The sequence below is a fragment of the Dickeya lacustris genome (genome assembly GCF_029635795.1).
In the GTDB taxonomy this organism is placed as follows: Bacteria; Pseudomonadota; Gammaproteobacteria; order Enterobacterales; family Enterobacteriaceae; genus Dickeya; species Dickeya lacustris.
This window is the reverse complement of the sequence record NZ_CP114280.1, coordinates 3,647,558-3,659,168: the sequence shown is the minus strand read 5'-3', so window position 1 is coordinate 3,659,168 and position 11,611 is coordinate 3,647,558. Positions and strand designations below refer to the sequence as shown.

General features: G+C 48.8%; 10 protein-coding genes and 1 tRNA gene. 8 read left to right on the top strand and 3 right to left on the bottom strand.

Translation table 11 applies throughout. From position 1 onward, the window contains the following. Nucleotides 1–7 precede the first annotated feature (7 nt). Nucleotides 8–1,465: an L-asparagine permease gene (gene ansP, locus O1Q98_RS16530; RefSeq protein ID WP_125258577.1), complete on the top strand. Its 1,458-nt coding sequence runs from the start codon at nucleotides 8–10 to the stop codon at nucleotides 1,463–1,465. 74 nt (nucleotides 1,466–1,539) lie between these two features. Here ansP and O1Q98_RS16525 read toward each other — a convergent pair whose 3' ends face one another. Together O1Q98_RS16525 and O1Q98_RS16520 are read right to left on the bottom strand one after the other, a co-directional pair. After that, nucleotides 1,540–3,693 (bottom strand): ornithine decarboxylase, encoded by a 2,154-nt coding sequence (locus tag O1Q98_RS16525; RefSeq protein WP_125258576.1) that lies wholly within the window; start codon nucleotides 3,691–3,693, stop codon nucleotides 1,540–1,542. Between the two features lie 270 nt (nucleotides 3,694–3,963). Next, entirely contained in the window at nucleotides 3,964–4,089 is a 126-nt protein-coding gene (locus tag O1Q98_RS16520) for a hypothetical protein (RefSeq protein WP_269975637.1), read from the bottom strand. A gap of 262 nt (nucleotides 4,090–4,351) precedes the next feature. Between O1Q98_RS16520 and O1Q98_RS16515 the strand changes: the two genes are divergently transcribed. From O1Q98_RS16515 to O1Q98_RS16505, 3 genes are all read left to right on the top strand, one after another. After that, nucleotides 4,352–4,427 (top strand) — tRNA-Phe (locus tag O1Q98_RS16515). A gap of 128 nt (nucleotides 4,428–4,555) precedes the next feature. Beyond that, entirely contained in the window at nucleotides 4,556–5,818 is a 1,263-nt protein-coding gene (locus O1Q98_RS16510) for a DUF6538 domain-containing protein (RefSeq protein ID WP_278142365.1), read from the top strand. Continuing rightward, nucleotides 5,784–6,215, top strand: coding sequence for a tyrosine-type recombinase/integrase (locus O1Q98_RS16505; RefSeq protein WP_278142363.1), 432 nt, complete (start codon nucleotides 5,784–5,786; stop codon nucleotides 6,213–6,215). The genes O1Q98_RS16510 and O1Q98_RS16505 overlap by 35 nt, the downstream gene beginning before the upstream one ends. 55 nt (nucleotides 6,216–6,270) lie before the next feature. Here O1Q98_RS16505 and O1Q98_RS16500 read toward each other — a convergent pair whose 3' ends face one another. After that, a complete protein-coding gene (locus tag O1Q98_RS16500) occupies nucleotides 6,271–6,522 on the bottom strand; it encodes a hypothetical protein (protein ID WP_125258574.1) in 252 nt (83 codons plus the stop codon). Between the two features lie 82 nt (nucleotides 6,523–6,604). On the opposite strand from O1Q98_RS16500, the gene O1Q98_RS16495 reads away from it, so the two are divergent. The 4 genes from O1Q98_RS16495 (at nucleotide 6,605) to O1Q98_RS16480 (ending at nucleotide 11,298) form a co-directional block, all read left to right on the top strand. Then, entirely contained in the window at nucleotides 6,605–7,393 is a 789-nt protein-coding gene (locus O1Q98_RS16495) for a hypothetical protein (protein ID WP_125258573.1), read from the top strand. Between the two features lie 133 nt (nucleotides 7,394–7,526). Further along, complete coding sequence (locus O1Q98_RS16490; RefSeq protein ID WP_125258572.1) at nucleotides 7,527–7,772, top strand: NUDIX hydrolase; 246 nt, start codon at nucleotides 7,527–7,529, stop codon at nucleotides 7,770–7,772. 75 nt (nucleotides 7,773–7,847) lie between these two features. Continuing rightward, complete coding sequence (locus O1Q98_RS16485) at nucleotides 7,848–10,460, top strand: TOPRIM and DUF927 domain-containing protein (RefSeq protein ID WP_164512964.1); 2,613 nt, start codon at nucleotides 7,848–7,850, stop codon at nucleotides 10,458–10,460. A gap of 136 nt (nucleotides 10,461–10,596) precedes the next feature. Then, nucleotides 10,597–11,298 (top strand): hypothetical protein, encoded by a 702-nt coding sequence (locus O1Q98_RS16480; protein WP_125258570.1) that lies wholly within the window; start codon nucleotides 10,597–10,599, stop codon nucleotides 11,296–11,298. Nucleotides 11,299–11,611: the final 313 nt, after the last annotated feature.

Below are 11,611 nucleotides of genomic sequence, written 5' to 3'. Positions count from 1 at the left end.
ACAGGCAATGACTCAACATAACAAACAGAACGAGCATCACGCCAAACGGCGCTGGCTCGATTCACATGAGGCGGGCTACCACAAAAGTATGGGCAATCGTCAGGTTCAGATGATTGCCATTGGCGGTTCAATTGGCACCGGTTTATTTCTTGGCGCGGGCGCCCGCTTACAAATGGCAGGCCCGGCGCTGGCACTGGTGTATCTGCTGTGCGGTATTTTTTCATTTTTCATTTTGCGTGCGCTGGGTGAACTGATTGTTCATCGCCCGACCAGCGGCAGTTTTGTCTCTTACGCCCGCGAATTTCTGGGTGAAAAAGCCTCTTATGTCGCCGGCTGGATGTATTTCCTCAACTGGGCCATGACCGGCATTGTCGATATCACCGCTGTCGCGCTCTATATGCACTACTGGGGAACCTTTGCCGATGTCCCGCAATGGGTATTTGCGCTCGGCGCGTTAGCCATTGTCACCACCATGAACATGATTGGCGTGAAATGGTTTGCTGAGATGGAGTTTTGGTTTGCGCTGATCAAAGTCGCGGCAATTTCCCTGTTTCTGGTGGTGGGCACGATTTTTCTCGGCTCCGGTAAAACGCTGGATGGCAACATACCGGGCTTACACTTGATAACCGATAACGGCGGGCTATTTCCCCACGGCTTATTGCCTGCACTGGTGTTAATTCAAGGGGTGATTTTTGCCTTCGCCGGTGTTGAGCTGATTGGTACGGCGGCCGGTGAATGTAAAGACCCGGAGAAAACCCTGCCGAAAGCGGTTAACAGCGTTATCTGGCGTATCGGCCTATTTTATGTCGGCTCCGTCGTGTTGCTGGTGTGCCTGCTGCCGTGGAATGCGTATCAGGCGGGGCAGAGTCCGTTCGTTACCTTCTTTAGCAAACTGGGCGTGCCTTATATCGGCACCATCATGAATATTGTGGTGCTCTCAGCGGCACTCTCCAGCCTTAATTCCGGGCTGTATTCTACCGGTCGTATCCTGCGGTCATTGTCTCAGGGGGGGTCGGCACCAAAATTCCTTGGCAACATGAATGCCCAGTCAGTGCCCTATGCCGGGATATTGGTGACGGTGGCCATTCATGTCATTGGCGTATTTCTCAACTACATTGTGCCGTCACAGGTCTTTGAAATTGTGCTGAATATTGCCTCGCTCGGTATCATCAGCTCCTGGGCATTTATCATCTTATGCCAAATGAAACTGCGCCAGGCGATCCGTCAGGGTAAAGCCGCCCCCGTTGCTTTTCGCATGCCGTGGGCACCGTTTACCTCCTGGCTGACGCTGGCTTTCCTGCTGTGTGTACTGGTGCTGATGGCGCTGGATTACCCGAACGGTACCTGGACTGTCGCCACCACCCCGGTGCTGGCTATCCTGCTGATCGCCGGGTGGTACGGCCTGCGCAAGCAAAAAGAAGACGCCAACCGCCTGAAAGCGGAACATGAGAAAACGGCCACCTGATGGCCGATGAGCAATAAAAAAACCGGGGGTGAATGTCCCCCGGCTTTCTCTTTGGTCAATACAGCACCAGTCCGTTAGCGGGCCATCACATTCGCACACAAGCGCTTGCTACCGTCTTCCTGCGCCACACTGTAGACACCTTGTAATTCCGGCGCAAAGCCCGGCATTAGGTTAATACCGGCTTCCAGCGCCTGGAAATAGTGCAATACGGCCCCACCCCAGATCTCACCCGGCACCACGCACAGCACGCCCGGCGGGTAAGGCAGTGCACCTTCGGCAGCGATGCGCCCTTCTGCCTCTGCCAACGGCACTAAATCGACCTCACCACGGATATACGCGGTATGCGCATCCTGCGGTAACACCACTGTCTGTGGGAAACAGGCTTTACGGAACATCTCTTTTTGCAGCCGTTTCACATCGTGGCTGGCATAAAAATCATGCATTTCCTGGCACAACTGCCGCAACGTATAGCCGGTATAACGCTGCTCATACTTGTGATACAGGTTCGGCAAGACTTCGCTTAACGGCGCATCCTGCTCAATCAGTTGCTCGAACTGCACCAGCGCCGCCACCAGGCGCTCCATCTTCACGCTATCTTCCGCCGGTGTCAGCAGGAATAGAATAGAATTCAGATCGCATTTTTCGGGAATAATACCGTGTTCACGCAGGTAATTGGCGAGAATGGTCGCCGGAATACCAAACTCGGTATACGCGCCGGTTGCCGCATCAATGCCCGGCGTAGTCAGCAACAGCTTGCAGGGGTCAACAAAATACTGTTGCTGCGCGTAGCCCTCAAAGGCGTGCCAGCTCTCACCCGGCTCGAAGTTAAAGAAACGCACGTCTTGCGCCATCACATCGGTGTCGTGATCCTGCCAGCGTTTCTCGCCCACCATCGGCGGTACAAACGGTTTGATAAGCGAGCAGCGCGCCAGCAGGTGCTTACGCGCGTCAATCCCAAGCCTGACGCACTCCATCCACAACCTGCGGCCACTCGGCCCTTCATGCATTTTGGCGTTGACATCCAGCGCGGCAAACAGCGGGTAAAACGGGCTGGTGGAGGCGTGCAGCATGAAAGCGTTATTCAGGCGCTTATGCGGGCAAAAGCGCTTTTGTCCACGAATGTGGTTGTCTTTCTTGTGGATTTGCGAGGTTTGCGAGAAACCGGCTTGCTGTTTATGCACCGACTGGGTGACGAAAATCCCCGGATCGTTCTCGTTTAAGTCCAGCAACAGCGGTGAGCACTGTTCCATCATCGGGATGAACTGCTCATACCCCACCCAGGCCGAATCAAACAGAATGTAGTCGCATAAATGGCCGATGCTATCGACCACCTGCCGGGCGTTATAAATAGTGCCGTCATACGTACCCAACTGAATCACCGCCAGCCGGAACGGTCTGGCTTCATCGGCGCGCGCCGGGGCGACCTCGCGGATGAGCTCGCGCAGGTAGCCCTCATCAAAACAGTGCGCATCCACGCCCCCGATAAAACCAAACGGGTTACGGGCCGTTTCCAGATAAATCGGCGTCGCGCCCGCCTGAATCAACGCACCGTGATGGTTAGACTTGTGGTTATTTCTATCAAACAGCACCAAATCACCGCGCGTCAGCAACGCATTCGTCACCACTTTGTTCGCCGCCGAGGTGCCATTAAGGACAAAGTAGGTTTTATCGGCATTGAACACTTTGGCAGCAAATTTCTGCGCTTTTTTCGCCGCACCTTCATGGATCAACAAGTCGCCCAGCTTCACGTCTGCATTGCAGATGTCAGAGCGGAACATGTTTTCGCCATAAAACTCGAAAAACTGCCGACCGGCCGGGTGCTTGCGGAAAAACGCCCCGCCCTGATGCCCAGGACAGGCGAACGTGGTGTTTTGCATACCGACATATTTAGACAGCGTATCAAAAAATGGCGGCAGTAAACGCGCCTGATACTCGGCTGCCACTTTTTCCAGTTGCAGCGCGTGTTCCCCGGCTTTATCCAGACTCAGCCACTCGCTGCCCGGTGGCAGCGGTTCCTCACTGGTATGCCACGGCTCGCGCACCACGAATGCCGGAATACCGAAACCGGAGTGATGCATCACCGACAGGATGCCGCTGCGCGCCTCCTCAACCGACACCACGACGGCCGCGATATCGGTAAAATCGGTCTGACTGAGCGCCACAATCGGACGCAAGGTGATTAGACGGGAGGCAACCGCCGCATTAGCCGCAATTTTTAACTGTTTCATGTACCCAAACCCAAACGGTCAAGAATGAGTGTACGTGCCTGAAAGACACTGCGCAGAGATAACGCTACGTGTTAAGCGTAACGTACCCCATCAACTACTGCCCAAAACGACGAACAGCATGCCAGCTAACCGCGACAAACGTATGACCCGCGCCAACGGCACAGGGAAATACGCATCATCTGGGACCAGCACCAGCCGATAGACATCAGTAAAATCAGAGACCAGTCGGCTCTATTTTTAATCATGCCTAACAGGGGGCGTCAGTACGCCTCACCGCATAGTGGCAAGGGATAATCGGGAAAACAGAGACAGGATGAACGCCATGCGTTCAGGATGCGGCGACAGCAGCAGAGATCCGGCGCACGGCGTCTGTACCATGGGCATTGAATCCAACATATCCGCAATCCTCTAAATAACCGCAGGTGGAAGGTAAGCTAAAAACCGCGCAATAGTGGCATTATTTTTCAGCGAATTCAAGACAACGAATGTGACAGTATTTATCGGCCCGATGCCGCACGCCATCGGGCCCGCCACCGCTATTACCACGCCCTCAACCCCACCGAAAACCACACTAACTGACTGAAAATAGAGCAACCACAACGATTATGGCAGAAACTCATTGACGCTCATCGCGATATACGGTTTAATGCGCCCCGTTGCCCGGATAGCTCAGTCGGTAGAGCAGGGGATTGAAAATCCCCGTGTCCTTGGTTCGATTCCGAGTCCGGGCACCACTTATTTATAACCCTCGCTTCTGCGGGGGTTTTTGCTTTCTGAGTCAACAACTTGTTGGTTTACCAGTAGTTACCGCCCTTATCCCTCCTCCGGCCCCGCTTCCCGGTGGTACAAAAAGGTGGTACAAATGATCATTATGAAAGGTCTCTATACACGCAGTGGCACCTACGGTGTCCGCCGAGTTATCCCTAAAAAACTCCGCCACCTTCTGGACGATCAGCATGAGTTCAAAGAGTCACTCGGCACGAAAGATCATGATGAAGCTATCGTCAGAGCTATCCCTGTCTGGCAGAAATTTGAGAATGCGATACGAAGAGCCAAACGACAGTTGGATGCTGAGCAATCTGTCACCAACGCCGATATCGAGTTGATCGCTGGCCTCTGGGCCTCCCGCATGGTGTCACAGGAAGAAGTCATCACTGAGCGATATCTGATTGACGACTATGAATATGGCCTATCCCGTAGCCCCGCTAATGATCTCATCTGCGATTATCTGGAACATAAAGACCGCCTAGTTAGCCAAAAGTCAGATTCGTGGCAGGACAGCAGCGGAGCACTGTGTAAATTGATGGCTGTAGAACTTCAGGAAGCACAGGAATGGGCCGACACTGAGTTACCACAGATCTGGCTCCATCGTCTGGCATGGCGGCTTGCAGAGCGGCGTAATGAGATAACGAATGCGTTCATTCTCAGCCTTTACCCCAAACGCTACGCCAGAAGCAAAGGACTGGATGCGTTGCCAGAAGCAGCCGAACCCCGCAATACCTTCATTCAGTTATTCGAAGCGTACAAAGAGTTCAAATGCCCTTCCGATGCAGCAACCATCGATAAAAAAGCACTGGCACATGTTAAAGAGTACGCAGCAGCAGCAGATCGTTTTGTTGAGATAAACGGCAACCTCGCCATTGACGACATCACCGTCGATCATATTGTGAAATTCCGGGATACTATGGCGAAGTACCCCAAAAATCTGACCAAAAAAGAGAAAGCTTTATCGTTGGCCCAAAAGCTGGCCCTGCCAAACAAAGACCACCTCACCCCGGACAGAGTGCGGAACATGCTCAACCATCTGTCGTCATTCTTTGAGTACGCTATCTACGTTAACTGGCTTAAGCACAACGCCGTGAGGGATGTACGTAAACCGTCCCGTACAGCCCGCGACAGCAGCGACAAACCCTTCACACAGCAAGAATTGGCGAGAGTGTTCTCCGGTCCTGTTTTCACCGGACGGGAAGAGCCTTACGAAGCGATGGATTACTGGATCCCGATTATCCTCTATTACACTGGCTGCCGTGTTGAGGAAATCGCACAGTTGCACAGGCGTGATATTCAGCAACGTGATGGCGTTTTGTGTTATGAAATTGCAGGAAAACGAAACGCAGTCCATTAAGACAGGCAAAACACGTTACGTTCCTGTACCTCTTCATGTTACAGAGCTGGGCTTCACCGATTTCGTCACCCGCAGGAGTGCCTTTCTGTTCTCTGACGAAGCCCTTGCTGAGAAAAAGTACTCAACCAATTTCCGTAAGCGATTCAGTCGTTACATCAGAAACAACGGCATTGGACGTGATGAAATATCACCGACACACAGCTTCCGTCATACATTCGTGACGAACTGCCGAAGAAGTGGGGTCGCAATGGACATTCGCGACAGCATTACAGGTCACATCGATTCGAACAGGAACGAAAGCGAAAACTATGGCGACAAACCCGTAGAAACTAAGCTGGAAGCCATCGAGACAATCCCAAGGTTAAACCTCCGTCGAATCAAGGACTGGAGCCGTTAAGTCAGGTACTCCCGGCCTTTTACCCCGATCACTACGGGCATCCGTGCCCGGTAAATCAGAATGGATAAACCTGCGTTTTATGCTGTGTGTGGTCGAAGACCGTTGCTCTGACAGCCTGACCATCCAGGAGCCGGAGCAACTTACGCACAATGGATTCAGCATGCCACTTAGTCAGACCTTCCAGGTATCCTGAAGCGGGCAGTCCGGCCTCGATGAGGACTGTCGGAAGTACAAGGTCAGCATCAATTGCACAGTTAAAACCAGTGGTGTACTTCTCGCGGTCGATAATCAGTCTTAAATAGTTCATAAGCTCTCGTTCTTCTTCATCAGGTCTTAATATGATATAAATTTAAACACATACTTTATTTTACTGCACTGCAAGGGAATTTATGTCAGTAGCCGACGAAATTGAATACATGAGTAATTTGGAATCAAAGTTTCAAGACCTTTATAAAAAAATCAAGTACAATCAGGATTATTTTTATCTTGATGATGAACTTGGGGCAGTTCGTGCTGATTCGAATGAAAATGGTAAATATATTTTTGATGAGCCATTTAAATATACAAAGATTGCAGGCTCTATTCATCCAGATACCCACAGAGAAGTCATTAAGATAATAACGATATATCTAGATGAAGGCTGGAAAATGCCTAGTGAGATGAGAGAGTATTTATCTGAAAGGTTTAAAAAAGCAATTAATCCAAATCCAAAAAATCTGGATTCATTATTTGGATTGAGACCAAAAGAAAGAATAAGGGAAAATGACAGAAATAAAAAAGATGCAGTTTATTACATCATGTTTAGAAAGTCCTTACATAAAGAACTTAAACCAAAACATAGAAAAAATCCATTTTTCAGGATAAAAGCATTAAATGACTCTCTATGTGATGAATTGAGTGTTTTATTTTTTAAAAATACCGTCAGTAACGACAAGTTAAAGGATTTAATTAAAGAAGGGAAACTAATTGGATTAAATGATGATATTCGTCAATTCTATTGTGAAAAAGATATTGAGTGTCTGGTTAAATACAGAGGGTATTTGAGTGATACTATCATTGCGATGAATGACATCATTCCCACAGAGAATAATCAACAAAAATTAGATACGCTGAATTTTATCTTAGCTAAAATTGAACAGAAACTACATAAACTCTCGTTTATCAAGGCAACGCTATAATATCAATTTTTTAGGGGTGTTTTTTCGTTACGGAAAATCTCCCCTTCTATTTTGTCGACATGTCACTGTCAATCCGAATAGCATTTTCCTCAACGCAGCGAGGCTACTCTTGCTGCAAAGATGAGGAAATCCAATGAACGGTAACAACGAAAGTTTCAAGCAGAAAGCGGCTATCTTTAGCCAAATCACCTCTGTTGAAGAGAAATGCGAGTACGTTTACGAACTGCTTGAGGATATCTGTCGTATTGAAGATGGGAGTGCCACTTACAGCGAAGAGCATGACTGCTATCAGTTCTTTTCCTCGGGAGACTGTTGTAGCATGCGTCTCGTCATGAGCCCTTACGGAGATATCGAACACTTCGAATTTGGCTGTAACTAACGATACAATATCGCATTGACTTCACCCGCAAGGGGGAACGTCATCTCCCTTGCGAAAGTCATGCGGGGAGTCAATATGAATATTGAAGAGCATAATTATAAGGCGTTATATGCCGCATTTCAACTTGGAATAGAGCATGGAATTGTCGCAGAGGATGCTGAATTAAAAGCAGTTGACACAGATCATCCCAGATTTAAAGATATCCATGACAAGCCTGGTAAAACAAGTGGATATTTAAAAATACTGAGTGATGAAGAAGGTAAAACTCACAGGATATATATCAGGAGCAATAGACCTGGTTTAGGTGAGGCAATGTGGAATAGCCACGGTTTGAATTCATTATCATCCGTGGATCGACAGGAGAGAATTAATGAACTAGAAACGCTAAGAACACAGAAAATGCTGAAGAAGGAAGCATTTTTTGTTGAAAATAGAATTGAATTAGCCAAACACATCACCTCATTATCAGAAGTATCACGGCATCCTTATTTGTCGAGAAAAAATGTGTCAGGTAATGGTCTTCTAATGGATGGCGACGCATTAATCATTCCAATTAGCAATTACAAGGGTAACTTCATTAATGCTCAACGTATATTACCCAATGGCACTAAATACTTCTATAAAGATTGTGGTAAAAAGGGTGCCTGTCATGTTATTCAGGGAAATGACAGCACTCTATTAGTTGCCGAGGGATATGCAACAGCAGCATCCTGTTTTGATGCCACCGGATACACATCTATCATGGCTATCGATTGCGGGAATATTTATCCAGTAGTTGAATCAATTCGCTCACAAACAAAGGTTCCAATCGTCATTATTGCCGATAACGATAAATATAAGGAGAAAAACGCTGGAGTTGAGGCAGCGGAAAAGGTCGCAAAAGAATTTGAGGGGATATCTATCTTCATCCCTGAGTTTCAGGACGAGACGAGTCAGCCCACGGATGCCAACGATCTGATGCTGCTGGAGGGAATGGACGAGCTGAAGAGGCAACTGAAGCCCGTTATCGCTCATGCCAGAATGGGGATTCCACCCAGCTTCTTCTTCTCAAATGGCTGGCTGTGTCAGAAGCGTGAATCCGTTAGCGCAAAGGTTAGCACGGCTATTTACCCAGTCGCTTTGTCACGTGATAAGGCGAGTGAAGACTGGGGATTGGTCCTTCAGTTTGCAGATATGGATGGCCATACGCACCAGTTTGCATTGCCGAGGGCGGCTTTAATTAAAGAACCTTCGTTGATGCTGGAGCCGTTAGTTTCACGTGGTCTGCATTATGATCCCGGTGAACTCAGGGCACTCCAGAGTTACATCAACACGGTTCAGCCTGTAGGAAGAGCCAGGAGCGTATCGCAGACAGGATGGTTTGGCGATGTTTATGTGCTCCCCGATGAGGCGATAGGGGCATCCAGTGAGACGGTAATTTATCAGTCGTTCTCTGGGGCTCCCCCAGGCTATGAGCAGTCAGGTAGCCTGGAAGACTGGCAGAAAAATGTCGCTACTAAGTGTGTCGGTAATAGCCGGTTAGTTTTGATGGTTGCTGCTGGATTTGCCGGACCACTGCTGGAACTGGACAGTTCACTGGAATCTGGCGGGTTTCATATCCGCAGTGAGAGTAGCCGGGGAAAGTCGACAGGTCTTCGGGTTTGTAAGTCTCTCTGGGGGGCCCCGGATAAGCTTGTAACATGGCGTGCGACCTCTAACGGGCTTGAAGGTGTCTGCTTCGCTCATAACGACGCAACACTGGTGATCGATGAGTTGGGCCAGATGGCCGATGAAAACCCCGCAGAGGCTGCTCAGACCGTCTATATGGTTGCTAATGGGTCGAGTAAAGCACGGGCAAACCGGACAGGAGGTGCAGCAGCAATTAAAACGTGGCGTTTGATCTTCATGTCAGCGGGAGAAGTATCGCTGTCGAACCTGATGGAGCAGCATGGCAAGAAGGTTAAAGCCGGGCAGGAAGTGCGTTTTATCGATATTCCGGCAGATGCTGGTAAGGGGTTGGGGCTGTTCGAGGAACTCCATGATTGTGCCGATGGTGCCAGCTTCGCTGAGGCCCTGAACCGTGACAGTAAGCGTTTCTACGGTACGGCTGCCCGTGCCTTTCTGCGGCTACTTACGGCGGATAAGGCGGGATTTACCAGCAGGCTCAAGAAGCTGATGGCTGAATTTCTTGTTCATGTGCCAGACGGAGCAGATGGTCAGATCAAACGTGCTGCTAACCGCTTTGCTCTCGTGGCTGCTGCCGGAGAGCTGGCCTCGGATATTACGGGATGGCCCGAAGGTGAGTCACTCCGTGGCGTCAAGGCTTGCTTCGATAGTTGGCTGGCAGGACGCGGGGAAGGCTCCCACGAGTCAAATCAGGCAATTGAGTCTGTCAAGGCCCAGCTACTTACATGGGGGGATTCACGCTTTGGACAGGCGGCTAATGGTCCGGTCTGGGGGGCGAAGGATGGTTCAGACTTCTTGGTTTACCCAGCCGCGTTCAAGAGCGAGTTGTGCCGGGGGTTGGAACACCGAAACGTAGCTAAGATTTTGTATGATAATGGTTATCTTCCGAGTACTGCTAGCGTAACAAAGCGGATACATGGCGTGGGTACTCGTAAGGTTTACGTCATTTCGGGGAAGCTTTTGGGCGACGAACCTGAGCCGCCGCCGCAAGCACAGAGTGATGATTCACCATATGCCGTGTAATTCACTGGGGGCTCTGCCCCCTTTGTTACGTTGTTACGATTGCTTAAAATGGGCGGTAACAGCGAGAACGTTGATATAACTGCATGTTACGCTGTTACCTTTGTTACCGTTAAAAAACATCAAGTTGGAGAGCTCTATGGATTGGCCTAAGGAGTACAGCAAGACCACTCAAGCGGTACGAGAGGCGGCATACAAGCAGTATAAAGTTGAAGCTATAACTAAAACGACACTTCTACCAGGGCAGGAAAAGATTGGTTATCACCAACAGCCATTAACGACGGACTATTATCTTTTCCTGTTCACCAGCAGGGATAATCCTGAACATACCGGGTATTTTACCTGTGGGCTTCATGCAGCAAAGGGCTGGTTTGATCTGAACGGACAACTACCAGAGAATATTCCATCGTATAACCCCCTAACTGGTGAGTCTTCAAGGGGCGGATCTGGTATTGTAGGTTCAAAACCGTCAAACTCAAATTGGAATCCCCAAATGAAGCGTCTCATCAGAGTGCTTCAGACATTTATCTGCCTGACTGATGACAACAATCGGAAAATCAAAGGGGAACCGAAAACGCTGAAAATCTTAAAGGAACTTGTAAAGGCGTCGAATAATGCGCCGAACACATCCAATATCCGATCTGTTAATACAACCCTGAGCAAAGCTTTAAAAGATGGCCGTCATGGTGGAGCCAACACTTTCACACAAATGGTGGAGTATTTCGAAATATCGCTCGGCGTCAGCTTCAAGAAAATAAATATTGATGATTTCAATCAGGATATCGAAGAAACTCGTAATAAGTCTGAAAGCTACTCATATCCATATCCAGCATCATTCTGAAATACAAAAAAAGGGCTCCGGCCCTTTTCAGTGACAAATTTTCCAAGGTAACAGCCGTAACAGTGATTGCACGCTATTATATCAACAATTTTGTTGTTACGCTTTTCTATATTTTCTGGTAACAAAATTAACACTTCACTTCTCTGCTATCTGCTTTTATATCCGTATACTTCCATTGTAATGACCTGAACAGAAGATTTAATTTTCAGCTAAGAGTGAGAAGTAGAGGTTGGCACTTTTGTCCAAAAAGTGATTAAAAAACTAGTGTCGATTCAGATATCCATTTTTAAATTAGGATGAATTGTTAACACTT

What these genes read in the sequence shown, in the direction of transcription:
- O1Q98_RS16480 (WP_125258570.1), top strand. Translation starts at nt 10,597, where the DNA reads ATGGATTGGCCTAAGGAGTACAGCAAGACCACTCAAGCGGTACGAGAG.
- O1Q98_RS16505 (WP_278142363.1), top strand. Translation starts at nt 5,784, where the DNA reads ATGAAATTGCAGGAAAACGAAACGCAGTCCATTAAGACAGGCAAAACA.
- O1Q98_RS16495 (WP_125258573.1), top strand. Translation starts at nt 6,605, where the DNA reads ATGTCAGTAGCCGACGAAATTGAATACATGAGTAATTTGGAATCAAAG.
- ansP (WP_125258577.1), top strand. Translation starts at nt 8, where the DNA reads ATGACTCAACATAACAAACAGAACGAGCATCACGCCAAACGGCGCTGG.
- O1Q98_RS16485 (WP_164512964.1), top strand. Translation starts at nt 7,848, where the DNA reads ATGAATATTGAAGAGCATAATTATAAGGCGTTATATGCCGCATTTCAA.
- O1Q98_RS16525 (WP_125258576.1), bottom strand. Translation starts at nt 3,693, where the DNA reads ATGAAACAGTTAAAAATTGCGGCTAATGCGGCGGTTGCCTCCCGTCTA.
- O1Q98_RS16490 (WP_125258572.1), top strand. Translation starts at nt 7,527, where the DNA reads ATGAACGGTAACAACGAAAGTTTCAAGCAGAAAGCGGCTATCTTTAGC.
- O1Q98_RS16510 (WP_278142365.1), top strand. Translation starts at nt 4,556, where the DNA reads ATGATCATTATGAAAGGTCTCTATACACGCAGTGGCACCTACGGTGTC.
- O1Q98_RS16500 (WP_125258574.1), bottom strand. Translation starts at nt 6,522, where the DNA reads ATGAACTATTTAAGACTGATTATCGACCGCGAGAAGTACACCACTGGT.
- O1Q98_RS16520 (WP_269975637.1), bottom strand. Translation starts at nt 4,089, where the DNA reads ATGTTGGATTCAATGCCCATGGTACAGACGCCGTGCGCCGGATCTCTG.